Below are 23,145 nucleotides of genomic sequence, written 5' to 3'. Positions count from 1 at the left end.
ACATGGGCGCGACCGCGATTGCCATTCCCTACGTCGTGTTCGTCTGGTGGTTCTCGACCGGCGCCGTGCTGGCGCTGGTCGGGCTCGCCGCCCGCTATCCGGCCGCGTTCAAATGGGGCACGGCCGCGGCCTTCGTCGCGGCCCTCTCGGGGGTCGCGGTGTCGAGCCAGGCCGCCGCGGACGCCGACGCCTATTGTGCCTTCACCTGCGCGATCCTGCTGTGGGGCACCGTAGAGATGTCGCTGCTCGCCGGCTGGATCACCGGCCCGCGCCCCGAGCCCTGTCCGCGTGACTGCACACCGGCGTCGCGCGTCGGCTTCGCGCTGCAGGCGATCGCCTATCACGAGCTGGCACTGATCGTGGCCGCCGGCCTCGTCTTCGCGGTGACCTCGGGCGCACCGAACCGACTGAGCTGGTGGACCTTCGCCGCGCTGCTGGTGCTCCGGCAGAGCGCCAAGATCAATCTGTTCCTCGGCGTCCGCACCCTGAACGACGAATTGTTGCCGCAGCAGGTGCGCTTCATGCGCAGCTACTTTGCGAAGAAGTCCATCAACCTGCTGTTTCCATTCTCGCTCGCGGCTGCCACCGCTGCGACCGTGCTGGTCGCCGCCGCCGCGCTGGGCGCCAAATCCTCGTTCGACGGCGTGGCGCTGTCGCTCTTGGCCTCGCTGATCGCGCTCGGCCTGCTCGAGCACGGCTTCATGGCGCTGCCGATGCCGGTGATCAATCTGTGGCGCTGGAGCGCGCCGGTCGAGCCAATCATGCCCGCGATGGCGACCGTTGCGGCTGCCCCGGTTCCGGCGCCGGTCGCGGTGGCCGTGACCCCGCTGGTCCGGCCGGTGCTCGCCGTCGTGCCGGCCGCACCGCCGGCGGAGCGCCCGGTGTCGGCGCAGAAGAACGCCGCGGCCTTGGCGCGGCAACGGCTCGAAGAGCAGTTCCGCCAGGCCTATCGCCAGGCCCGCGCCGATGCGCAGGCCCAAACCATCACCGGATTGACCGCAGCATCCATCACGAATGCGGTCGATCCGAACACGACAGCACAGGGGGGAGTACCATGAACTACGAAGACTATTTCCGCCGCCAGCTCGACGGTCTTCGCCGGGAGGGACGTTACCGCGTCTTTGCCGACCTCGAGCGCAAGGCGGGCGCGTTCCCGATCGCGACCTATCGCGGTCCCCATGGCGAGCGCGACGTCGCGGTGTGGTGCTCCAACGACTATCTCGGCATGGGCCAGCATCCGAAGGTGCTGGAGGTGATGCATGAGGCGCTCGACCGCTGCGGCGCCGGCGCCGGCGGCACCCGCAACATCAGCGGCACCAACCACTATCACATCCTGCTCGAGGACGAGCTCGCCGATCTCCACGGCAAGCAGGCGGCGCTGCTGTTCAATTCCGGCTACGTGTCCAACTGGACGTCGCTGTCGACCTTGGCCGCGCGCATGCCCGGCTGCGTGATCCTGTCCGACGAGCTCAACCACGCCTCGATGATCGAGGGCATCCGCCACAGCCGCTGCGAGACCCGGATCTGGCGCCACAACGACGTCGCCGATCTCCGCGACAAGCTGTCCGACCTCGATCCGAAGGTGCCGAAGCTGATCGCGTTCGAGAGCGTCTATTCGATGGATGGCGACATCTCGCCGATCTCCGACATCTGCGACGTCGCGGACGAATACAACGCGATGACCTATCTCGACGAGGTCCATGCCGTCGGCCTGTACGGCCCGCGCGGCGGCGGCATCTCCGAGCGCGACGGCGTCGCCGACCGGCTGACCGTCATCGAGGGCACGCTGGCCAAGGCGTTCGGCGTCATCGGCGGCTACATCACGGCGTCCAACACGGTCTGCGACTTCGTGCGCAGCTTCGCCTCCGGCTTCATCTTCTCGAGCTCGCTGCCGCCGGCGGTGGCCGCCGGCGCGCTGACCAGCATCCGCCACCTCAAGGCCAGCAATGTGGAGCGCGCCCGGCACCAGGATCGCGTCGCGCGGCTGCGCCGCCGGCTGGACGAAGCCGGCGTCAGCCATCTCGACAATCCCAGCCACATCGTGCCGGTGATGGTCAGGGATCCCGTGCTGTGCAAGCGGATCAGCGACATCCTGCTCGACCGCTACGGCATCTATGTGCAGCCGATCAACTACCCGACGGTGCCGCGCGGCACCGAGCGGCTGCGCATCACGCCCTCGCCGTATCACAGCGACGCCGACATCGAGCATCTGGTGTCGGCGCTGTCGGAGATCTGGGCCGAGATGGGACTGGCGCTGGCCGCATGAGGTGACGACTTTCGCGCGGCGTTTGACCCAGATCAATTTGTCAATTCAGCTTGACGATAAGCTGTCCTAACAAATTGACAATCGGGGGAGGGCGCCGTGCGGATCTTGTTGCTTCATCCGAATTATCATTCCGGTGGCGCTGAGATCGCCGGCAACTGGCCGCCCGCCTGGGCGGCCTACATCTCCGGCGCGCTGAAGGCCGCAGGCTTCACCGATCTGCGCTTCATCGATGCGATGACCAACGATCTCTCCGAGGATCAGGTCCGCGCCATCCTGCGCAGCGAGAAGCCCGACGTGATCGGGTGCACCGCGATCACGCCCTCGATCTACAAGGCCGAGCGTCTGCTGGAGATCGCCAAGGAAGAGCACCCGGACGCGCTGACCGTGCTCGGCGGCATCCACGCCACCTTCATGTATCAGCAGGTGCTGACGGAAGCGCCCTGGATCGACGCCATCGTGCGCGGCGAGGGCGAGGAGATCATCGTCGACCTGATGCGGGCGTGCGAGGATGGCCGCTGGGAGACCGACCGCCGCAACATCAAGGGCATCGCCTATCGCGACGGCACCGAGGTCGTCGCCACCGTGGCGGCGCCGACGGTGAAGAATCTCGATGCGATCACGCCCGACTGGAGCGTGCTCGAATGGAGCAAATACATCTACATCCCGATGAACAAGCGCGTCGCGATCCCCAACATGGCGCGCGGCTGCCCGTTCACCTGCAGCTTCTGCTCGCAGTGGAAGTTCTGGCGCGATTATCGCATCCGTGACCCGAAGAAGGTCGTCGACGAGATCGAGACATTGATGCGCGATCACGACGTCGGTTTCTTCATCCTGGCCGACGAGGAGCCGACCATCAACAAGAAGAAGTTCGTCGCGTTCTGCGAGGAACTGATCCGCCGCGATCTCAAGATTCTCTGGGGCATCAACACCCGCGTCACCGACATCCTGCGCGACGAGGCGCTGCTGCCGCTCTACCGCAAGGCCGGCCTGATCCACGTCTCGCTCGGCACCGAGGCGGCCGCGCAGATGAAGCTCGACCGCTTCAACAAGGAGACCACGGTCGCGCAGAACAAGAAGGCGATCCAGCTGCTCCGCGACGCCGGCATCGTCGTCGAGGCCCAGTTCATCGTCGGGCTCGAGAATGAGACCCGCGAGACCCTGGAAGAGACCTACCAGATGGCGCGCGACTGGAAGCCGGACCTCGCCAACTGGGCGATGTACACGCCATGGCCGTTCTCCGACCTGTTCCGCGATCTCGGCGACAAGGTCGAGATCTTCGACTACGAGAAGTACAATTTCGTGACCCCGATCATGAAGCCGGACGCAATGGATCGCGGGGAGCTGCTCGACGGCGTCATGAACAACTACCGGCGCTTCTACATGCACAAGGCGCTGTTCTCCTATCCCTGGGCCGGCTCCGGCGAGCGCCGCCGCTATTTGCTCGGCTGCCTCAAGGCGTTTCTGAAGTCGGGCTTCGAGCGCAAGTTCTACGACCTCGGCCGCGTGAATTATTGGGGGCCGCAATCCAAGGGCAAGGTCGATTTCGGCTTCGATGCCTCGCGCAAGCGCGCCGATCCCGGCACCGTCGAATGGAAGACGAGCCACAATCGCAAGCTCTCCGGACCGCAGCAGGCGCAGGTGATGGCCTGCGGCGGCGGCACCGAGCAGCTCAGCGAAGAGGCCGAAACGCGGGTGCACTGAGATGCACGGCACGCGCGCCCAGCACGTTCCGCTGCGGCGCGGTCCCGCCGCCTCGGAACACGCGACCGGCCGCATCGGTCCCAATGCCATCATCCAGACCGCGGAGGCCTTGCGTCTGCTGCTCGGGGAGGCGATCGCGCGCCGCGTGTTCGCAGCCGCGCGGCTCGAAGCCTATCTCGCGGCGCCGCCGGCCGACATGGTCGACGAAGCCGAGGTGATGCGCCTGCACGACGCGCTTCGCGCCGTGCTGGATGACGACACCGCCCGCGCCATCAGCATCAAGGCGGGGCAGCTCACCGCGGCCTATCTGCTCGCGCATCGCATCCCCCGAGCGGCCCAGCGCGTGCTTCGCGTGCTGCCCGCGCGGCTCGCCAGCCGCGTGCTGTCGCGCGCCATTGCGGCCCACGCCTGGACGTTCGCCGGCACCGGCAGCTTCACCGCCCGTCCCGGGCGGCCGACCATCTACGAGGTCGGCCACTGCCCGCTGTGCCGCGGGCATCAGGCCGATCATGCCGTCTGCGATTTCTATGCGGCGACGTTCGAGACGCTGTTCAGGACGCTCGTGCAGGCCGGCGCGCGCGCGACCGAGGTCGCTTGTGAAGCCACGGGCGCCGCCGCCTGCCGCTTCGAGATCGACTGGTGAGGCCACGCGATGCGAGCGGCGACACCGTCATGGCTTCGGGTGTCGCGCTCATCTGGGCAGGAACCGCGCGCCCTCCTTGCCGAAGAAATCCAGCATCGCCTGCGCCGGCGGCAGCAGCAGCTTGTCGGCGCGCCGCACCGCATGCCACTGCCGGATGATCGGCAGTCCTGCGACCTTCAACGTCACCAGCCGTCCCTCGCCCAGCTCATGGGCCACCGTGTGCTGCGAGATGAAGGCGATGCCGAGCCCGGCAATGACCGCCTGCTTGATGGTCTCGTTGCTGTCCATCTCCATGCTGGTCTTCGGCTGCAGGCCATGCTTCTCGAAGAAGGTTTCCATCAGCAGCCGGGTTCCCGAGCCCGGTTCGCGGGTGATGAACACCTCGCCGGCGAGATCCTCGCCCGCGATCCGCTTGCGGCGCGCGAGGCGATGGCCGGCCGGGGCGATGATGACGTGCGGATGCTTGCCGAACGGGCGCATGTCGACCGGAATGTCGGCCGGCGGCCGGCCCATGATGGCGATATCGAGATCATAGCCGCGCAGCGCCTCGCGCAGGCTGTCACGGTTGCCGATCCGCAAGGTAACGTCGATCTTGGGGAACCGCCGCGAAAATTCCGCGATCGCGAACGGCACGAAATATTTTGCGGTGCTGACCGCGCCGATCGCGACGCGGCCGCCGCTGCGGCCGGCGAGAATATCGAGCGCCTGCTCGCAATCCTGCAGCGCCGCCTCGACGCGTTCGGCGAGCCCCAGCACGCTGCGTCCGGCTTCGGTGAGGATCATGCCGTCGGTGGTGCGCTGGATCAGCGGCAGGCCCGCGAGCTCCTGGAGATTGCGAATCTGCAGCGTCACCGCGGGCTGAGTGAGGTTCAGGCGGGCGGCCGCCGAGGTCACAGATCCCGAGTTCTGCACGGCCACCAGCGCGCGAAGCTGGCGAATGGTGAGATCGCGGGAGAAGTGCCGGCTCATGGAACCCTCGGTGATATCGTTCGCATAAGGAAAACTTTGGTCTATCCAAAGATATTGAAATTTCCCTAATTAGGCAAATCGAGTGTTGATAGCAGCGCGGCACGACGCCTTCGTGCGGCTTCATCAAGTTCCCTGCAGAGGAGCTGATGGCGAGGGAGTGGCCCAATGACTCATCCGGATCATCATCAGACATTGCAGGCGCATCTCGCATCGCAAGGTGCCGACGCCGACTGCGCCGCGGTCATCGAGGCCCTCGCCGAAGGCGCGCGCGAGCTCGCGCGGCAGATCGCGATCGCGCCGCTGTCGGGCGTCGACGAGGGCGCCGCGACTGTCAACGCCGACGGCGACATCCAGAAGGCGCTCGACATCGTCGCCGACAATCTGATGCGCGATGCGCTGTGCCGGGCGCCCGTCGCCGGCATCCTGTCCGAGGAGGTCGATCTTCCGGAAACGGTCAACGCTGCTGCCCCACTTTGCGTGGCGATCGATCCGCTCGACGGCTCCGCGAATCTGCAGAACAACATTTCGGTCGGCACCATCTTCTCGATCCGGCCGCGCGGCCGCGATGTACTCTCCAGCTTCTTCGAGCCCGGCACGGTGCAGCGCGCCGCCGGCTTCTTCATCTACGGACCGCAGACCTGCCTCGTGCTGGCGATCGATCGCCGCGTCGATCTGTATGTCCTGCATCCGATCCTGCACGAGTTCATGCTCGCCAAGACGGGCATCCGCATCCTGCAGGATACGCCGGAATTCGCGATCAACGCCTCGAACCGCCGGCACTGGAGCGGCACGGTGCGCAACTATGTCGACGAGTGCCTGTCGGGTGCCGCGGGCCCGCGCGGCCGCGACTTCAACATGCGCTGGATCGCCTCGCTGGTCGCCGAGGCCTATCGCATCCTGATGCGCGGCGGCGTGTTCCTCTATCCGGCCGATTCCCGCCCCGGCTATCGCGAGGGCCGGCTGCGGCTGGTGTACGAAGCGCATCCGATGGCGCTGATCATGGAATGGGCCGGCGGCTCCGCGTCGAGCGGCCGCGCGCGCATTCTCGAATTGTCGGCGCGCTCGCCGCATCAGCGTGCGCCGCTGATCATGGGCGACGTCCGCCTCGTCCGCGACGTCGACCAGCTGCATGAGGGCGTCGAGCCGCTGTTCGAAACCAGCGATGCGCCCCTGTTCGCGCGGCGCGGCCTGTTCCGCTGAGCCGGCCCTGCCGAACGCGCTTTCCGGAGAAAATCAATGTCACGTCGTCATCCCATCATCTCGATCACGGGCTCGTCGGGCGCCGGCACCACGTCGGTCAAGAAGACCTTCGAGAACATCTTCCGCCGCGAGAACGTCAAGGCGGCCTATATCGAGGGCGATGCGTTCCATCGCTACAATCGCGAGGAAATGCGCCGCAGAATGGTCGAGGAGGCCGAGCGCGGCAACAAGCACTTCAGCCATTTCAGCCCCGACACCAATCTGTTCGAGGAGCTCGAAAAGACCTTCCGCGACTATTCCGAGACCGGGACCGGCATGACCCGTCACTATATTCATGACGATGAGGAGGCGCGGCTCTACGACACCAGGCCCGGCCACTTCACCGAGTGGAGCCGGCTGCCGGAGGATTCCGATCTGCTGTTCTACGAGGGCCTCCATGGTGCCGTCGTCACCGAGAAGGTCAACATCGCGCAACATGCGGACCTGAAGATCGGCGTGGTGCCGGTCATCAATCTCGAATGGATCCAGAAGCTGCACCGCGACCGTGCCTCGCGCGGTTACACCACCGAGGCGGTCACCGACACGATCCTGCGGCGCATGCCGGACTATGTGAACTACATCATTCCGCAATTCTCGGAGACCGACATCAACTTCCAGCGCGTGCCGACGGTCGACACCTCGAACCCGTTCATCGCCCGCTGGATCCCGACGCCCGACGAATCCATGGTCGTGATCCGTCTCAAGAACCCGCGCGGCATCGACTTTCCCTATCTGCTGTCGATGATCCAGGGCAGCTTCATGTCACGCGCCAATTCGATCGTGATCCATGGCTCGCGGCTCGACCTCGCCATGCAGCTGATTCTCACCCCCATGATCATGCAACTGATGGACCGAAAGAGGCGCACGCTATGACCGCCACCGCCGTGCAAACGCTGGCCAGCAAGACCGATCCCAGCCATGCCGAGATGGCGAACGCCATCCGCTTCCTCGCCATCGACGCCGTGGAGAAGGCCAAGTCGGGCCACCCGGGCATGCCGATGGGCATGGCCGATGTCGCAACTGTCCTGTTCTCCCGGTTCCTGAAGTTCGATCCGGCCGATCCGGCTTGGCCCGATCGCGACCGCTTCGTGCTGTCGGCCGGCCACGGCTCGATGCTGCTCTACGCGCTGCTGCATCTGACCGGCTACGAGGCGGTCACGATCGACGAGATCAAGCGGTTCCGGCAGTGGGGCGCCAAGACGCCCGGCCATCCGGAATATGGTCACACGCCGGGTGTCGAGACCACGACCGGTCCGCTCGGGCAGGGCATCGCGACCGCTGTCGGCATGGCGCTCGCCGAGCGCCTGATGCACGCGCGCTATGGCGACGATCTCGTCGACCATTATACGTATGTGATCGCCGGCGACGGCTGCCTGATGGAAGGCATCAGCCACGAGGCGATCTCGCTGGCCGGCCATCTCAAGCTCAACCGGCTGATCGTGCTGTTCGACGACAACGGCATCTCGATCGACGGTTCGACCGGGCTCGCATGCTCGGATGACCAGGTGGCGCGCTTCGCCGCCTCGGGCTGGGCGACGTCACGCATCGACGGCCACGATCCCGAGGCCATTGAAAAGGCGATCGCCGCCGCGCGGCAGAGTGACCGGCCGACCATGATCGCGTGCCGCACCACGATCGGCTTCGGCTCGCCCGGACGGCAGGGCTCGGAGAAGGCGCATGGCGCGCCGCTCGGGCCGGAGGAAGTCGAGAAGACCCGCGCGGCGCTGCATTGGCCGCATCGTCCGTTCGAGGTCCCGGCCGACGTCCTCGTCAGCTGGCGCCAGATCGGCGCGCGCGGCCACAGCGTGCGCCTGGCCTGGAAGGAGCGCGCGCGCAAGCTCTGCACTTCCGACCGGTCGCCGTGTCATGACGCGCTGAACAAGAAGCTGCCCGCGGCCTACACCGAGCGCATGGCGCAGTTCATCGCGCAGCTTGCCGCCGAGCGGCCCAAGATCGCGACGCGCCAGGCCTCGCAGAACGTCATCGACGTCATTGCCACGGTGCTGCCGAACCTGCTCGGCGGCTCGGCGGATCTGACCCATTCCAACCTGACCAAGGCGAAGACGCACAAATCGGTCACGCCGGCCACGATGGACGGCAACTACATTCACTACGGCGTGCGTGAGCACGCGATGGCCGCGGCCATGAACGGCATCGCGCTGCATGGCGGCTTCATTCCCTATGGCGGCACGTTCCTCGCCTTCGCCGACTACAACCGTCCGGCGATCCGTCTCGCCGCGCTGATGGGCATCCGCGTCATCCATGTGATGACGCATGACTCCATCGGTCTCGGCGAGGACGGCCCGACGCATCAGCCGGTCGAGCATGTCGCGAGCCTGCGCGTCATTCCCAACCTCCTGGTGTTTCGCCCCGCCGATGCGGTCGAGACGGCGGAGGCCTGGGATTGCGCATTGCGCGCCGAGACCTCGCCGTCGGTGCTGTGCCTGTCACGCCAGGCGCTGCCGGCCTTCCGCACCGAGGCGTCGGATCAGAACCAGGTCGCGCTCGGCGCCTATGTGGTGGTCGAGCCCGAAGGCGGCCGCGACGTCACCTTGATCGCGACCGGCTCCGAGGTGGCGATCGCGCTCGAAGCGGCCAAGCTGCTGGCGGGGGAGAAGGTCCGCGCCGCCGTGGTCTCGGCGCCGTGCTTCGAGCTGTTCCGTCAGCAGCCGGCCGAGTATCGCGCCAAGGTGCTGGGGCAGGCGCCGCGCATCGGCGTGGAGGCGGCGATCGAGGGCGACTGGGCGCGCTGGCTCGGCGACGCCGGCGAGTTCGTGGGCATGCAGGGCTTCGGCGCCTCGGCGCCGGCCGAGGTGCTCTACCGCGAGTTCGGCATCACGCCCGCCGCGGTGGCCGACGCCGCCATGCGCAACATCATCCGGGCGCGGGCGTCCTGACCGGACGCCTCAGAGCCATACCACAGACCACACGAAACAGGGACGGAGACGAGGAATGGCGCGGATCACGCTCAGACAATTGCTGGACCATGCGGCCGAGCGCAGCTACGGCGTGCCGGCGTTCAACATCAACAACATGGAGCAGGGGCTGGCGATCATGGAGGCGGCCGCCGCCGTCGATGCGCCGGTCATCATCCAGGCCTCGCGCGGCGCCCGCTCGTATGCCGGCGACATCATGCTGTCGAAGATGATCGACGCGCTGGAGGAGATGTATCCGCAGATCCCGCTCTGCCTGCACCAGGACCACGGCAACGACGAGGCGACCTGCGCCACCGCGATCAAATACGGCTTCACTTCGGTGATGATGGACGGCTCTCTCAAGGCCGACGCCAAGACCGCCGCCGACTACGACTACAACGTCGACATCACCCGCCGCGTCACCGACATGGCGCATTGGGTCGGTGCCTCCGTCGAGGGCGAGCTCGGCGTGCTCGGCTCGCTCGAGCATGGCGGCGGCGAGCAGGAGGATGGTCACGGCCTCGAAGGCAAGGTCAGCCGTGAACAGCTGCTGACCGATCCCGACCAGGCGGTCGATTTCGTCCGCGCCACCAAGGTCGATGCGCTGGCGATCGCGATGGGCACCTCGCACGGGGCCTACAAGTTTTCGCGCCAGCCGGATGGCGACATTCTCGCGATGAACGTGATCGAGGAGATCCATCGCCGCCTGCCGAACACCCATCTGGTCATGCACGGCTCGTCCTCGGTGCCGCAATCGCTGCAGGATATGTTCAACCAGTTCGGCGGCGCGATGCCGCAGACCTGGGGCGTGCCGGTCGAGGAGATCGTGCGCGGCATCCGCCACGGCGTGCGCAAGGTCAACATCGACACCGACTGCCGGCTGGCGATGACCGCGATCTTCCGGAAGGTCGGCGCGTCGTCGAAGAGCGAGTTCGATCCGCGCAAATTCCTGAAGCCGGCAATGGATTCCATGCGTGACTTGTGCCGCGAGCGCTTCGAGCAGTTCGGCGCCGCCGGCAATGCATCAAGGATCAAGGTCATCCCGCTCGCGGAGATGGCCAAGCGCTACCGCTCCGGCGCGCTCGATCCGCGAGTTGGGGGAATGACTGAAGCTGCGTGACGCTAACGGCCACAACGAAAATCCAGGAGGAACACATGAACGACCCATCGATCACGGTGCGCGGCAAGGATCGCTACAAGTCCGGCGTGATGGAATACAAGCGCATGGGCTATTGGGAGCCGTCCTATCAGCCCAAGGACACCGACGTCATCGCGCTGTTCCGCGTCACGCCGCAGGACGGCGTCGACCCGACCGAGGCCTGCGCCGCGGTGGCCGGCGAATCCTCGACCGCGACCTGGACCGTGGTGTGGACCGACCGCCTGACGGCGGCGGAGAAGTACCGCGCCAAGTGCTACCGCGTCGAGCCGGTGCCGGGCTCGCCCGGCAGCTATTTCGCCTACATCGCCTATGACCTCGATCTGTTCGAGCCGGGCTCGATCTCCAACCTCACGGCGTCGATCATCGGCAACGTGTTCGGCTTCAAGCCGCTGAAGGCGCTGCGGCTCGAGGACATGCGGCTGCCGGTGGCCTATGTGAAGACCTTCCAGGGGCCGGCGACCGGCATCGTCGTCGAGCGCGAGCGGCTCGACAAGTTCGGCCGTCCCTTGCTCGGCGCCACCGTCAAGCCGAAGCTCGGCCTTTCGGGGCGCAACTACGGCCGCGTGGTCTATGAGGCGCTGAAGGGCGGTCTCGACTTCACCAAGGACGACGAGAACATCAACTCGCAGCCCTTCATGCATTGGCGTGAGCGCTTCCTGTACTGCATGGAGGCGGTCAACAAGGCGCAGGCGGCGAGCGGCGAGATCAAGGGAACGTATCTCAACGTCACCGCAGCGACCATGGAGGACATGTATGAGCGCGCCGAGTTCGCCAAGGAACTCGGCTCCAACATCATCATGATCGACCTCGTGATCGGCTACACCGCGATCCAGTCGATGGCGAAGTGGGCGCGCCGCCACGACATGATCCTGCATCTGCATCGCGCCGGCCACTCGACCTACACCCGCCAGCGCTCGCACGGCGTCTCGTTCCGCGTCATCGCCAAATGGATGCGGCTCGCCGGCGTCGATCACATCCATGCCGGCACCGTCGTCGGCAAGCTCGAAGGCGATCCCAACACGACGCGCGGCTACTACGACATCTGCCGTGAGGACTTCAATCCGTTGCGGCTGGAGCATGGCGTGTTCTTCGACCAGCACTGGGCCAGCCTGAACAAGCTGATGCCGGTGGCCTCGGGCGGGATCCATGCCGGCCAGATGCACCAGCTGCTCGACCTGCTCGGCGAGGACGTCGTGCTGCAGTTCGGCGGCGGCACCATCGGCCATCCGCGCGGCATCGCCGCCGGCGCGACCGCCAACCGCGTCGCGCTGGAAGCGATGATCCTCGCCCGCAACGAGGGCAGGGACTACGTGCATGAAGGCCCGGAGATCCTGGCCAAGGCGGCGCAGACCTGCACGCCGCTGCGCGAGGCGCTGGAGATCTGGAAGGACGTCAGCTTCAACTACGAATCGACAGACTCGCCGGACTTCGTGCCGACCGTCACTCCCGCCGGCTAATCATCGTTCGATGCGCCGCCGCGTTGCGGGCCGGTCTCCGGCCCGCCCGTATCAGCCACATCAGGAGACATCAACATGCGCGTGACCCAAGGTTGCTTTTCCTTCCTGCCCGACCTGACCGACGAGCAGATCACGGCCCAGATCCAGTACTGCCTCGAAAAGGGATGGGCCGTGAACATCGAGTTCACCGACGATCCGCATCCCCGCAACACCTATTGGGAGATGTGGGGCCTGCCGATGTTCGACCTGCGCGATGCTGCCGGCATCATGCACGAACTGGCCGAATGCCGGAAGATCTATGGCGAACGCTATATCCGCATCTCGGCCTTCGATTCCACCCATGGCTGGGAGTCGATCCGGCTGTCCTTCATCGTCAACCGTCCGCAGAATGAGCCGGGCTTCCGGCTCGATCGTCAGGAAACCGTTGGGCGCAATCAGCGTTATTCAACGCGGTCCTATGCCGCCGAGCGTCCTGAAGGCCAGCGTTACTGATCCCTGGCGGGCGGAGGTCGCGGCTGCGCCTGCAGGTCAGCGGCGTAGCAGGGATCTCCGCCCGGGGGGACCAACGAATTGTCGATGAGCCGTTGCTTCGTTGCTGCCAGGTTCGCAATCGAACGCACGGCGATCTGATGCGAACCTCGGGAACGGAGCACGAGCCGATCATGCAGGCCACGCAGGCGGACACCACCCAGGCGACGCCGGTCGACACCGTCGATCTGCGCAGCGAGTTCGAGAGCGTCGACATTGCGTCGGTGCTGGAGCAGCTCGACCGCGAGCTGGTCGGGCTCGTGCCGGTCAAGACGCGGATCCGCGAGATCGCCTCGCTGCTGATGATGGAGCGGATCCGCCGCAAGATGGGGCTGGCGACGACGTTCCCGACGCTTCACATGTCGTTCACCGGCAATCCCGGCACCGGCAAGACCACGGTGGCGCTGCGAATGGCCGGCATCCTGCACCGGCTCGGCTTCGTCCGCCGCGGCCACGTCATCAGCGTCACCCGCGACGATCTCGTCGGCCAATATATCGGCCACACGGCACCGAAGACCAAGGAGGTGCTGAAGAAGGCGATGGGCGGCGTCCTGTTCATCGACGAGGCCTACTATCTCTATCGTCCCGAGAACGAGCGTGACTACGGCCAGGAGTCGATCGAGATCCTGCTGCAGATCATGGAGGCGCAGCGGGAGGACCTTGTCGTGATCCTCGCCGGCTATGCCGACCGGATGGAGAAGTTCTTCCAGAGCAATCCCGGCTTCCGTTCCCGCATCGCCCATCACGTCGACTTTCCCGACTACTCGGAGGGCGAGCTGCTGACGATCGCCGAGATGATGCTGGAGGGGCAGAATTACCATTTCAAGCCGGAGGCCCGCATCGCGTTCGAGAAATATATTGCGGTGCGTCGCACGCAGCCGCTGTTCTCCAACGCGCGCTCGATCCGCAATGCGCTGGACCGCGTCAGGTTGCGGCAGGCCAACCGTCTGGTGTCGCGGCTGGACCGTGTGCTAACATCCGACGACGTGATGTCGATCGAAGCCAGCGATGTGCTGGCCAGCCGTGTGTTTGCCAAAGCTGAAAGCAAGGGCGACGTAAAGGCGGAGTAGCAGCGATGAGCCTCGCGTTGGTGAAGAATTCACCGTTGGAAGATCTCAGACGCCGAATTGCCGATGCCGGCGCATTGATCCTCGACGTCGACGGGACGCTCGCTGAAACCGAGGAAATCCATCGCGAGGCCTTCAACGAGTCCTTCGTGGCCGGCGGCATCGACTGGCACTGGGGACGCCGCATCTACAAGGAGCTGCTGCGTGTCGCCGGCGGCAAGGAACGCATCCGCGCCTTCGACCAGATGCGGCGGTCCGGTCCGCCCTTGAGCGATGCGGTCATTGCCAAGCTCCACCGGATCAAGACGGAGCGGTTTGCGGCTATCATGTCCGAGAAGGGATGTCCGCTGCGGCCGGGGGTCAAGGCGCTGCTCGATGCGGCCTGGGCGCGCGAGCAGCGGGTGGCCATCGCGACGACGACCACGCGCGTCAACATCGACGCGTTGCTGGCACCCGTGCTGGGCGAGCATTGGGAAACGAAGTTCGCCGCGGTCGTGGCGGCCGATGATGTCGCGCGCAAGAAGCCCGCACCCGACGTCTACCTGGAGGTGTTGTCGCAACTCGATCTGCCTGCAGCGAGTTGCATTGCCATCGAGGACTCCGGTAACGGGTTGATGGCGGCGGTACGGGCCGGCGTCCCCGTGCTGATCACCCGCAGCCTCTACTTTCATGACGACGCGTTCGATGGTGCGCTCGCGGTGCTCGACGATCTCAGCGAGCTGATAGTCTGATGTCTTTTGATGTCTGATCGCGGGCTGATTGTCACATTATGTAGACTACCGTGCGCATAGCTGCGTCTCCTCACGTTCTATTGCCGTTCAGTGGAGAACGTGTAATCCCTTGACGACATGCTGACATGTCGAGTCGAGGTCGTGGAGTATGGCCCGCACGCAGGCCAAGGTGAAACGGAATGATGTCGCGCGCACGGTCGGGCTGCGCGGCCGGGTCGGACGGCCGCCGAAGGCCCTGGCCGGCAATATCGAAGAACGGATCCTGGACGCGGCGCGCGAGGTTTTTCTCGAGCGCGGATTCGACGGCACCAGCATCGATGAGATCGCCGAGCGGGCGCCTGCCTCCAAGCCCACCATCTATGCGCGCTATGCCGGCAAGCCGGCCTTGTTTGCCGCCATCGTCGAGCGCTCCATCGGCGAGCTGATGAATGTCGGCTCCTACGCGTCTCCGGCCGGGACCGTGCAGGAGAAGCTTTGCGGGCTTGCGATGACCATCGTCGACCGCGCCCTGAAGGAATCGATCGGCCTGTTGCGGGTGACGATCGGCGAGGCCTATCGCTTTCCCGATCTCAGCTGCCAGTTCCACGAGGTCTCGCGCAAGCGGGCGACGCATGCGGTGGCAGTGCTGCTGGCCGATACGATCGCGGCCTCGGGGGCATCAGCCAGGCGAACGCCCTCGAAGGCGTCGGAGGCGTCCGCGGAAATCTTCATCGACCTGATCGTGCTGCCGCTGCTGATGCGTGCGCTGATGGGGATGAAGGAACGGACCATTCGCAAGGAGATGCCCGGCTTCGTCCGCGAACGCGTCAAGGTCTTCCTCGCCCTGCATGCCAAGGCATAATGCCGCAGCTCTGCTGCCTGCGGCGGCCGATCTGCGTACCGCCAGATGCGGCAGCTTCAGCGCCGTCGCATCGATGCCGGCTCGAGCGTCACCTGCTTGAGATCCTTGCCGCTGACGACGACAATGATGAAGGCGAGTTTGCCGTCCTTGTTGATTAGGCCGCCGCTGATGGCCCGGCCGGCCGCGGATCGTTCCGCGATCCTGATCGCATCCGACATCTTCAGCGCGATCGCGCTGAGTGCGCTGAGGCTGTTGCGGTCGTTTTCGCTGAGACCGTCCAAGGTCGAGAACAGCACGCTGTTGCGCACCTGGGCCGTGGTGCCGTCGATGTCGGACTCCCAGATCTGTCCGCTCTGCAGCGTGCGGACCTTGTAGACGGGCACGTCGAGCCCGCCCTCGAAGCTGATGTCCGCCGTCTTCGAGCCGGGGTGGATCTTCTCGGCAATCCGCAGCGCCTGGTGCAAGGACACCTCCGTCCGCCGGAACTTGTCCAGCTCGCGGTCGATCACCTCCTGGCTCAGCGCCGGATCATTGGAGGCCCGCGGCTCTGCAGCGGCCGGGATGTCGGTCGCAGCGGCGCCGGCAACGGCGTGGGCGAGGGGAGTCCATGACAGCAGGATGAAGGTGAGGAGAATGATCCGTCTCATGGCGTCCTGCTACCTCCGTTGCGAATCGAGTTCTAGAACATTCCTGGTGAAAAGGCCGTGAAATAAACGATACTGTGTCGTTCTATATCGAGGCAACCCGCGGCCGTCAAGGTCACGGCATGGGAGGGGTCCGGACCCAGAAGCGTCCGGACCTTTGCACTGTCGCCACCGAGCGCGTCGAGCGAGCGCATGTCGTCGGTATCCCAACCCATTATGCATGGCGAACTGATAGGTGTCGGACAGGTATGTTCTTGATCTCGCGGATGCCCAACGAGCGGACCGCGATCGCACCGCCGCAGATCACGATTGCGGGAGGCCCATGATTGGAACCCGCGATGCAAGCCGGCGGGTCCGCGGTGCAGGCTCACGCAAGCGGGCGAGGCGGCCAGTCCTGCCGCGCGACGACGGCTATGATTTTTTTGCATTTCCGATAGGTTGTCGGCGTTTCAACCAGAGCGGCGCGATATTGCCGTGCCGAGCGTTCCCATCTCACACCGCGCAGCGATGCAAGCCGCATGCGGGGACGCGACCAGAGGAGCATCGATGACCAAGCGCCGGGCCATGATCACATTCACCTTCACCGTTGCGACCTTGCTCGCAGCCTGCGGCGGCTATGCGCAGGCGGCGCAATGCGGCTCGTCGCCGGCGGGCTTCGAGGCCTGGAAGCGCGACTTCAGCGAGGAGGCGAGGGCCAAGGGCGTCGGCGGCACCGCGATCTCCGCGCTGATGCAGACCAACTACGCTTCCGCAACGATCGCCGCCGATCGCGGCCAGCGCAGCTTCGCGCTGTCGCTCGATCAGTTCCTGGTCAAGCGCGGCGCGGCGGCGATCGTCGCCCGCGGCCGCCAGCTCAAGCAGTCGCAGGCGGCGATGTTCGCCTCGATCGAGCAGCGCTACGGCGTGCCGCCGGGACCCTTGATCGCGATCTGGGGCATGGAGAGCGCGTTCGGCAGCCAGCGCGGCAATCAGCACATGCTGTCGTCGATCGCGACGCTCGCCTATGATTGCCGCCGTCCGGAGTTCTTCACCGAGCAGCTCTATGCCGCGCTCAAGCTGATCGACCGCGGCGTGCTGTCGGGCAACACCCGCGGCTCGATGCATGGCGAGGTCGGGCAAACGCAATTCATGCCGAAGAACATCCTCGCCTATGGCACCGGCAATCTCGACGTCGCCGCCAACGCGCTGGCCTCGACCGCGAACTTCCTGCGCGCCAATGGCTGGAAGGCGGGCGCCGGCTATCAGCCGGGCGAGCCGAACTTCGTGGCCATCGAAGCCTGGAACGCCGCCGGCGTCTATCAGAAGGCGATCGCGCTGATGGGCCGCCAGATCGACGGCGGCGGCTCGGCCGCGGAGCGGTGACTGTTCTGCAGCGCCGGAGCTCGTCGTTAGCAGGGTGCCCTTCAACGTCCTTCGAGACGCCCGCCTGCGGCGGGCTCCTCAGGACGAGGGCTGAGTTTGTAGCGAATGCCAGCCCCTCATGGTGAGGAGCGCCGCTTGCGGCGCGTCTCGAACCATGAGGCCCGGAGAGTTGAATAAAGAAAGCGGCGCTTCATTGCTAAAGCGCCGCTTTGTCTTAGTCAGTCAGCTATTCAACTCACGCCTTCAGCTCGAACCGATCCAGGTTCATCACCTTGGTCCAGGCGGCGACGAAGTCCTTGACGAACTTCTGCTTGGCGTCCGAGCTCGCATAGACCTCGGCCAGCGCGCGCAGCTGCGAGTGCGAGCCGAAGATCAGGTCGGCGCGGGTGGCCGTCCACTTGATCGCGCCGGTCTTGCGGTCGCGGCCCTCGAAGGTGTGCTCGCCCTGATCGACCGGCCGCCACACCACGCCCATGTCGAGCAGGTTGGCGAAGAAGTCGTTCGAGAGCGTCTCCGGCTGCGCCGTGAACACGCCATGCTTGGAGCCGCCCGCATTGGCGCCGAGCACGCGCAGGCCGCCGACCAGCACGGTCATCTCCGGCGCGGTCAGGGTGAGCAGCTGAGCCTTGTCGACCAGAAGCTCCTCGCCCGACAGCCACTGCTTGCCGCTGAGATAGTTGCGGAAGCCGTCATAAGTCGGCTCCAGCACCGCGAACGATTCGACGTCGGTCTGCTCCTGCGAGGCATCGGTGCGGCCCGGTGCGAACGGCACGGTCACCTCGACGCCGGCCTTCTTGGCCGCAGCCTCGACACCGGCATTGCCGGCCAGCACGATCAGGTCGGCGAGCGACACCTTCTTCCCGCCGGTGGCTGATGCATTGAACTCCTTCTGGATGCCCTCGAGCGTCGAGAGCACCTTGGCGAGTTCGGCCGGGTTGTTGATTGCCCAATCCTTCTGCGGAGCCAGGCGAATGCGCGCGCCATTGGCGCCGCCGCGCTTGTCCGAGCCGCGGAAGGTCGAGGCCGAAGCCCAGGCAGTCGAGACCAGCTGCGACACCGAGAGCCCTGCGGCGAGGATCTTCGCCTTGAGCGCAGCGGCGTCCTTGTCGTCGACAACAGGATGATCCAGCGCCGGCACCGGATCCTGCCAGATCAGCTCTTCCTTCGGCACCAGCGGGCCGAGGTAGCGCGCCTTCGGGCCCATGTCGCGGTGGGTCAGCTTGAACCAGGCGCGGGCGAAGGCGTCGGCGAACTGATCCGGATGCTCGAGGAAGCGGCGTGAGATCTTCTCGTAGGCCGGATCCATGCGCAGCGCGAGGTCGGTGGTCAGCATCGACGGCGCGTGGCGCTTGGACGGATCGTGCGCATCCGGCACGGTGCCGGCGCCGGCGCCGCCCTTCGGCGTCCACTGATGCGCGCCCGCCGGGCTCTTCGTCAGCTCCCATTCGAAGTTGAACAGGTTCTCGAAGAAGTTGTTGCTCCACTTGGTCGGCGTCTGCGTCCAGATCACCTCGATGCCGGAGGTGATGGCGTCACCGCCCTTGCCCGAGCCGTACTTGCTGGCCCAGCCGAGACCCTGCTGCGCGATATCGGCAGCTTCCGGCTCCACGCCGACCAGCGACGCGTCGCCGGCACCATGGGTCTTGCCGAAGGTGTGACCGCCGGCGATCAGTGCCACCGTCTCTTCGTCGTTCATCGCCATGCGGGCGAAGGTCTCGCGGATGTCGCGGGCCGCTGCGAGCGGGTCGGGCTTGCCGTTCGGGCCTTCCGGGTTGACGTAGATCAGGCCCATCTGCACGGCCGCCAGCGAGCCGGCCAGCTCGCGATCGCCGCTGTAGCGCTCGTCGGCGAGCCACTTGCCTTCCGGACCCCAATAGATGTCCTGCTCCGGCTCCCAGGTGTCGGCGCGGCCGCCGCCGAAGCCGAAGGTCTTGAAGCCCATCGATTCCAGCGCGACGTTGCCGGTCAGCACGAACAGGTCGGCCCAGGAGATCTTCTGACCGTATTTCTGCTTGATCGGCCACAGCAGCCGGCGGGCCTTGTCGAGGTTGGCGTTATCCGGCCAGCTGTTCAGCGGCGCGAAACGCTGCTGACCGGTGCCGGCGCCGCCGCGGCCGTCGCCGATGCGGTAGGTACCGGCGGCATGCCAGGCCATGCGGATGAACAGCGGGCCGTAGTGACCGAAATCGGCCGGCCACCAGTCCTGCGAATCGGTCATCAGCGCGTGCAGGTCCTTGACCAGCGCGTCGAGATCGAGGCTCTTGAATTCCTTGGAATAATCGAACGCCTCACCGAGCGGATCGGAGAGGTTCGAGTGCTGATGCAGCACCGACAGGTTGAGCTGGTTCGGCCACCAATCCTTGTTCGAAAATCCCTTCAAGCCGCCCGAAAACGGGCACTTGCTGACGTCATCCATGTTTCTCTCCTGACGTGATCGTCATGGTTCCCCCTGGGGTGGGTGGCGGGACCGTACTCGGCTAGGTCGATCAGGGGAAATTGCCTTTGGTGATTATCACGATAAGATTATCTGATGACGGCGGTGTGATGCCGCGTCTGTCCCGGAGGACGTACGGAAGCCACTTTTGATGCGAGCTCCACGCATCTTCAATCTCAGATTGTTGCGCGTTTCCTCAAGGAAAAATTGACTTCAATCGCCGCATCGATAAGTTAATCTGATGATACACCTGACGATGCGGCAGCTTCGCTATTTCGATGCCCTGGCGCGTCTCGGCCATTTTGGCCGCGCGGCAGAGGCCTGCGCGATCTCGCAGCCGGCGCTGTCGATGCAGATCAAGGAGATGGAGGAGGCGCTCGGCGGCGTGCTGATGGAGCGCAATGCGCGCCAGGTGGTGCTGACGCGGTTCGGCGAGCAGCTCGCCGCGCGGGTCCGTGAGATCCTGCGCTCGGTCGACGAGCTCGGCGATTTCGCCCGCGCCTCGCGCGACAAGCTCACCGGGCGGCTGCGGCTCGGCATGATCCCGACGGTCGCACCCTATCTCCTGCCCAAGGTGATCGGTGACCTCACGCGCAAGCATCCCGAGATCGACATCCATGTCCGCGAATCCAAGACGCCGAAGCTGATCGAGGAACTGGTCGAGGGCCGGCTCGATGCCGCGATCGTCGCCTTGCCGGTGTCGGAGCCGTCGCTGACCGAGGTCGCGCTGTTCTCGGAAAACTTCCTGCTGGTGCGGCCGCCCGAATATGAAGGCGCCGAGGTGCCGAGCAGCGAGAGCCTGCGCGAGATGCGGCTGCTGCTGCTGGAGGAGGGGCACTGCTTCCGCGACCAGGCGCTGTCGTTCTGCAACATGCAGGCGCCGCGCGAGATGCTCGATGCCTCCTCGCTGTCGACGCTGGTGCAGATGGTCGGCGCCGGCATGGGCGTGACGTTGATTCCGGAGATGGCGGTCGGCGTCGAGACGCGCTCGGCCTCCGTGTCCTTGGCGCGCTTCGCCGAGCCGCAGCCCCAGCGCTCCATCGGCATGGTCTGGCGCAAGACCAGCCCGCTCGCCAAGCAGCTCATGGAAATCTCCGAGATCGTCGGCGGCGCAGCGGAGAGCCTGCGCAAGCAGGCGAATGGCGGGCCCGGCCGCAAGCGGCGGGCGTGACGACGGCGCCGTCCCCCGACGCGCGGCCGCCGGGCCCGACCATGGCATAGCTCTTGTATCACCGGTTCTGGACGCGAGCGCGACGCGCCTGGAGAACGGCCATGTCTGAGGCAGCGAACACCGAGGCGTTCTGGGTCGGCACGATCGTCGACTGGCTCGTCAAGAATGCGAGCCTGCGCAAGGAGCGCATCGATCTCACGCGCAAGTTCACGCAGGAGCCCTATAATCTCAGCGCCGTCAGGGTCCTTACCATGATGGACGAGCTCGTCGCGCTGCATAACGCTGGCCGCGGGATCAGGCTCGTGCTGTCGCAGAACTGGCGGCTGGCGCATCGCAACGACACGGTCGGCGATTTCATCGTGGCGTTCCTTCGCCTGGTGCTCCCTGACACGGGCCGCGCTGCGACCGACAAGGACGCGTCGTCCGCCGGTCCAATGTCGGAAAGCCGACAGGGCCGGCCGCACAATCACCGCCTCGAAGCGTTGCGCGCCAATCCGGGCGGCGACTGGAAGCCGGTCGACCTCGAGATCATCGCCTCGCAATACGCGATGAAGTTTCGCAAGATCACCGGCACGCACGAGGTCTTCCTGCATCCCTCGGTGCCGCATTGCGTCACCATCCCGCTCAAGGCCAGGATCAGGCCGCCGCACGTCCGGGCCTTCTTGGCGATGATCGACGGCATGGATGAGGCTGCGCGATGAGCGATCCCAGCGTCTATGTCTACGAGGTGACGGCGCTCGGCGCGGAGGATGGCGGCGGCTATCTCGTCACCTTTCCCGATTGTCCCGGCGTCATCGGCATTGGCGAGACCACCGAAGCGGCCGTCGCTGACGGACAACAGGCGCTGTTCGCCTGCCTCGATGCGCTCAAGGCCGTCGACCGCGAGCCTCCGCTGCCGGGCGCGGCGCGGGCTGCGATGCCGCTTGCCTGATTCTTGCTTCGCCCATCGCAGACGCCAACGCGACGGGAGAAACCATGCCACTGACAGAGGACGCCATCCAGGTCGGCAGATGCTACAAGACGCGGATCGCCGAGAGCTACAAGGTGCTGTCGATCACCCGCGGCATCGTCACCTACCAGACGCTGACCTCGCCCTTGCGCATCAACACCGGCATCAAGGCGTTCGCCGACGCCGTCTACAAGGAGATCAACTGTCCGGGACAGAGCTAGCGCGGCATTCGGGCAGGCGGCCGTGCCGTGTCGTACGCGGAGTCGGAGGGCAGATGAGAACTTGCACCGTCTCTCCGCCGTCATTGCGAGCGCAGCGAAGCAATCCAGACTGCCTCTGCGGAAAGACTCTGGATTGCTTCGCTGCGCTCGCAATGACGTGGAGGGAGCTTGCCTCGTTCACACACTGCCGGAGGTGTGGATGAAAATCGAACAGCGGGACGACGGCGTGCTGGCCTTCGTCGATGGCGACGGGCGCATCTGGGCGCAATGCGCACGGCCGTCGCAACATCCCGCTGACACCGACTACGTGGTCGAGGGCCCGCTGAGCGGCTTCATCTATGAGGAGGGCACGTTCACGCCCGACAGCGAGCAGGCGTTTCGCGCCTGGCTCGATGACCGCCTGATCAGCGACGAGATCTTCCATGTCAAGGACAGGGAGACTGCGTTGTCCCTATGTCAGCGCATCGCGGCGGCGGCGCGCGAGATCCTGAAGGACAGGGCGGCCATCCCGTCGATTATTGACAAGACCATCGCCTAGTGACGATGCGATTGTGTCGCGACGAACGCACTGCCAATGAGTTACTCCGTCATGCCCGGGCTTGTCCCGGGCATCCAAATCGTACCCAGCAAGCCGTTCGGCGTGGATGGCCGGGACAAGCCCGGCCATGACGACGCGGATACGAGCGAGCCAGAGCTCCGATCATCTGATCGCCTGGTCAGCCATGACTGTCGTGATCTTCTGCTAAAAATAATTCTCTTGCTATTTTTCGGAATTCGTGCTTTTTGTAGTCATCCCGCCTCGAGCAGAGGGACGTACGCGTCGTCACGAACGTGGAGGTGGGCTGCGA

At 65.6% G+C, this 23,145-nt stretch carries 22 protein-coding genes; 19 read left to right on the top strand and 3 right to left on the bottom strand.

Going from position 1 to position 23,145, the window contains the following annotated elements; translation table 11 throughout:
* The first annotated feature begins 2 nt into the window (after positions 1–2).
* The 4 genes from puhE (at position 3) to bchJ (ending at position 4,610) form a co-directional block, all read left to right on the top strand.
* The gene (puhE, locus tag QQL87_RS33145) at positions 3–1,058 is read left to right on the top strand and encodes a putative photosynthetic complex assembly protein PuhE (protein WP_284423298.1); all 1,056 of its coding nucleotides are present in this window, start codon (positions 3–5) and stop codon (positions 1,056–1,058) included.
* A complete protein-coding gene (hemA, locus tag QQL87_RS33140) occupies positions 1,055–2,266 on the top strand; it encodes a 5-aminolevulinate synthase (RefSeq protein WP_284423299.1) in 1,212 nt (403 codons plus the stop codon). Before puhE ends, hemA begins: the two co-directional genes overlap by 4 nt.
* 96 nt (positions 2,267–2,362) lie before the next feature.
* Positions 2,363–3,967, top strand: coding sequence for a magnesium-protoporphyrin IX monomethyl ester anaerobic oxidative cyclase (gene bchE / locus QQL87_RS33135; RefSeq protein ID WP_284423300.1), 1,605 nt, complete (start codon positions 2,363–2,365; stop codon positions 3,965–3,967).
* A gap of 1 nt (position 3,968) precedes the next feature.
* Positions 3,969–4,610: a bacteriochlorophyll 4-vinyl reductase gene (bchJ, locus tag QQL87_RS33130; RefSeq protein ID WP_284423301.1), complete on the top strand. Its 642-nt coding sequence runs from the start codon at positions 3,969–3,971 to the stop codon at positions 4,608–4,610.
* A 48-nt stretch (positions 4,611–4,658) separates the two neighbouring features.
* Here the strand turns inward: bchJ and QQL87_RS33125 are convergent, their stop codons facing one another.
* Positions 4,659–5,579 carry a LysR family transcriptional regulator gene (locus QQL87_RS33125; protein WP_284423302.1) on the bottom strand — a complete coding sequence of 307 codons (921 nt, stop codon included), beginning with the start codon at positions 5,577–5,579 and terminating at the stop codon, positions 4,659–4,661.
* A 165-nt stretch (positions 5,580–5,744) separates the two neighbouring features.
* Here QQL87_RS33125 and QQL87_RS33120 point away from each other — a divergent pair, with 165 nt between their 5' ends.
* The 9 genes from QQL87_RS33120 (at position 5,745) to QQL87_RS33080 (ending at position 15,516) form a co-directional block, all read left to right on the top strand.
* Positions 5,745–6,779, top strand: a complete 1,035-nt coding sequence (locus QQL87_RS33120) for a class 1 fructose-bisphosphatase (protein ID WP_502871248.1) — start codon at positions 5,745–5,747, stop codon at positions 6,777–6,779.
* 36 nt (positions 6,780–6,815) lie between these two features.
* Complete coding sequence (locus QQL87_RS33115; protein ID WP_284423303.1) at positions 6,816–7,691, top strand: phosphoribulokinase; 876 nt, start codon at positions 6,816–6,818, stop codon at positions 7,689–7,691.
* Complete coding sequence (gene tkt, locus QQL87_RS33110) at positions 7,688–9,715, top strand: transketolase (protein WP_284423304.1); 2,028 nt, start codon at positions 7,688–7,690, stop codon at positions 9,713–9,715. Before QQL87_RS33115 ends, tkt begins: the two co-directional genes overlap by 4 nt.
* A gap of 55 nt (positions 9,716–9,770) precedes the next feature.
* On the top strand, positions 9,771–10,853 hold the full coding sequence (gene fba, locus QQL87_RS33105; RefSeq protein ID WP_284423305.1) for a class II fructose-bisphosphate aldolase: 1,083 nt from the start codon (positions 9,771–9,773) through the stop codon (positions 10,851–10,853).
* A gap of 35 nt (positions 10,854–10,888) precedes the next feature.
* Positions 10,889–12,349 carry a form I ribulose bisphosphate carboxylase large subunit gene (locus QQL87_RS33100; RefSeq protein ID WP_284423306.1) on the top strand — a complete coding sequence of 487 codons (1,461 nt, stop codon included), beginning with the start codon at positions 10,889–10,891 and terminating at the stop codon, positions 12,347–12,349.
* A 75-nt stretch (positions 12,350–12,424) separates the two neighbouring features.
* On the top strand, positions 12,425–12,841 hold the full coding sequence (locus QQL87_RS33095; protein WP_284423307.1) for a ribulose bisphosphate carboxylase small subunit: 417 nt from the start codon (positions 12,425–12,427) through the stop codon (positions 12,839–12,841).
* Positions 12,842–13,011: 170 nt separating this feature from the next.
* The gene (cbbX, locus tag QQL87_RS33090; RefSeq protein ID WP_284423308.1) at positions 13,012–13,947 is read left to right on the top strand and encodes a CbbX protein; all 936 of its coding nucleotides are present in this window, start codon (positions 13,012–13,014) and stop codon (positions 13,945–13,947) included.
* A 5-nt stretch (positions 13,948–13,952) separates the two neighbouring features.
* Entirely contained in the window at positions 13,953–14,675 is a 723-nt protein-coding gene (locus QQL87_RS33085) for an HAD-IA family hydrolase (protein ID WP_284423309.1), read from the top strand.
* A 148-nt stretch (positions 14,676–14,823) separates the two neighbouring features.
* Positions 14,824–15,516 carry a TetR/AcrR family transcriptional regulator gene (locus QQL87_RS33080; RefSeq protein ID WP_284423310.1) on the top strand — a complete coding sequence of 231 codons (693 nt, stop codon included), beginning with the start codon at positions 14,824–14,826 and terminating at the stop codon, positions 15,514–15,516.
* Between the two features lie 56 nt (positions 15,517–15,572).
* On the opposite strand, the gene QQL87_RS33075 is transcribed toward QQL87_RS33080, so the two are convergent.
* A complete protein-coding gene (locus QQL87_RS33075; protein WP_284423311.1) occupies positions 15,573–16,163 on the bottom strand; it encodes a PepSY domain-containing protein in 591 nt (196 codons plus the stop codon).
* Between the two features lie 543 nt (positions 16,164–16,706).
* Here QQL87_RS33075 and QQL87_RS33070 point away from each other — a divergent pair.
* Entirely contained in the window at positions 16,707–17,522 is an 816-nt protein-coding gene (locus tag QQL87_RS33070; protein ID WP_502871247.1) for a lytic murein transglycosylase, read from the top strand.
* A 235-nt stretch (positions 17,523–17,757) separates the two neighbouring features.
* Here QQL87_RS33070 and katG read toward each other — a convergent pair whose 3' ends face one another.
* Positions 17,758–19,938, bottom strand: coding sequence for a catalase/peroxidase HPI (gene katG / locus QQL87_RS33065; RefSeq protein ID WP_284423312.1), 2,181 nt, complete (start codon positions 19,936–19,938; stop codon positions 17,758–17,760).
* Positions 19,939–20,197: 259 nt separating this feature from the next.
* Between katG and QQL87_RS33060 the strand changes: the two genes are divergently transcribed.
* The 5 genes from QQL87_RS33060 (at position 20,198) to QQL87_RS33040 (ending at position 22,835) form a co-directional block, all read left to right on the top strand.
* Positions 20,198–21,127, top strand: coding sequence for a hydrogen peroxide-inducible genes activator (locus tag QQL87_RS33060; protein ID WP_284423313.1), 930 nt, complete (start codon positions 20,198–20,200; stop codon positions 21,125–21,127).
* 101 nt (positions 21,128–21,228) lie between these two features.
* Positions 21,229–21,828, top strand: coding sequence for a hypothetical protein (locus QQL87_RS33055; protein WP_284423314.1), 600 nt, complete (start codon positions 21,229–21,231; stop codon positions 21,826–21,828).
* Complete coding sequence (locus QQL87_RS33050) at positions 21,825–22,058, top strand: type II toxin-antitoxin system HicB family antitoxin (RefSeq protein ID WP_284423315.1); 234 nt, start codon at positions 21,825–21,827, stop codon at positions 22,056–22,058. Before QQL87_RS33055 ends, QQL87_RS33050 begins: the two co-directional genes overlap by 4 nt.
* A 44-nt stretch (positions 22,059–22,102) precedes the next feature.
* Complete coding sequence (locus QQL87_RS33045) at positions 22,103–22,297, top strand: hypothetical protein (protein WP_284423316.1); 195 nt, start codon at positions 22,103–22,105, stop codon at positions 22,295–22,297.
* A gap of 199 nt (positions 22,298–22,496) precedes the next feature.
* Positions 22,497–22,835, top strand: coding sequence for a hypothetical protein (locus QQL87_RS33040; protein WP_284423317.1), 339 nt, complete (start codon positions 22,497–22,499; stop codon positions 22,833–22,835).
* Positions 22,836–23,145: the final 310 nt, after the last annotated feature.

The organism is Bradyrhizobium sp. SSBR45G (genome assembly GCF_030159255.1).
In the GTDB taxonomy this organism is placed as follows: Bacteria; Pseudomonadota; Alphaproteobacteria; order Rhizobiales; family Xanthobacteraceae; genus Bradyrhizobium.
Note: the sequence above shows the minus strand (reverse complement) of the source record. Positions and strands in the feature narration are given on the sequence as shown.

Coding starts and splice junctions, on each gene's coding strand:
- puhE (WP_284423298.1), top strand. CDS start 3: ATGGGCGCGACCGCGATTGCCATTCCCTACGTCGTGTTCGTCTGGTGG.
- hemA (WP_284423299.1), top strand. CDS start 1,055: ATGAACTACGAAGACTATTTCCGCCGCCAGCTCGACGGTCTTCGCCGG.
- bchJ (WP_284423301.1), top strand. CDS start 3,969: ATGCACGGCACGCGCGCCCAGCACGTTCCGCTGCGGCGCGGTCCCGCC.
- QQL87_RS33125 (WP_284423302.1), bottom strand. CDS start 5,579: ATGAGCCGGCACTTCTCCCGCGATCTCACCATTCGCCAGCTTCGCGCG.
- QQL87_RS33120 (WP_502871248.1), top strand. CDS start 5,745: ATGACTCATCCGGATCATCATCAGACATTGCAGGCGCATCTCGCATCG.
- QQL87_RS33115 (WP_284423303.1), top strand. CDS start 6,816: ATGTCACGTCGTCATCCCATCATCTCGATCACGGGCTCGTCGGGCGCC.
- tkt (WP_284423304.1), top strand. CDS start 7,688: ATGACCGCCACCGCCGTGCAAACGCTGGCCAGCAAGACCGATCCCAGC.
- fba (WP_284423305.1), top strand. CDS start 9,771: ATGGCGCGGATCACGCTCAGACAATTGCTGGACCATGCGGCCGAGCGC.
- QQL87_RS33100 (WP_284423306.1), top strand. CDS start 10,889: ATGAACGACCCATCGATCACGGTGCGCGGCAAGGATCGCTACAAGTCC.
- QQL87_RS33095 (WP_284423307.1), top strand. CDS start 12,425: ATGCGCGTGACCCAAGGTTGCTTTTCCTTCCTGCCCGACCTGACCGAC.
- cbbX (WP_284423308.1), top strand. CDS start 13,012: ATGCAGGCCACGCAGGCGGACACCACCCAGGCGACGCCGGTCGACACC.
- QQL87_RS33085 (WP_284423309.1), top strand. CDS start 13,953: ATGAGCCTCGCGTTGGTGAAGAATTCACCGTTGGAAGATCTCAGACGC.
- QQL87_RS33080 (WP_284423310.1), top strand. CDS start 14,824: ATGGCCCGCACGCAGGCCAAGGTGAAACGGAATGATGTCGCGCGCACG.
- QQL87_RS33075 (WP_284423311.1), bottom strand. CDS start 16,163: ATGAGACGGATCATTCTCCTCACCTTCATCCTGCTGTCATGGACTCCC.
- QQL87_RS33070 (WP_502871247.1), top strand. CDS start 16,707: ATGACCAAGCGCCGGGCCATGATCACATTCACCTTCACCGTTGCGACC.
- katG (WP_284423312.1), bottom strand. CDS start 19,938: ATGGATGACGTCAGCAAGTGCCCGTTTTCGGGCGGCTTGAAGGGATTT.
- QQL87_RS33060 (WP_284423313.1), top strand. CDS start 20,198: ATGATACACCTGACGATGCGGCAGCTTCGCTATTTCGATGCCCTGGCG.
- QQL87_RS33055 (WP_284423314.1), top strand. CDS start 21,229: ATGTCTGAGGCAGCGAACACCGAGGCGTTCTGGGTCGGCACGATCGTC.
- QQL87_RS33050 (WP_284423315.1), top strand. CDS start 21,825: ATGAGCGATCCCAGCGTCTATGTCTACGAGGTGACGGCGCTCGGCGCG.
- QQL87_RS33045 (WP_284423316.1), top strand. CDS start 22,103: ATGCCACTGACAGAGGACGCCATCCAGGTCGGCAGATGCTACAAGACG.
- QQL87_RS33040 (WP_284423317.1), top strand. CDS start 22,497: ATGAAAATCGAACAGCGGGACGACGGCGTGCTGGCCTTCGTCGATGGC.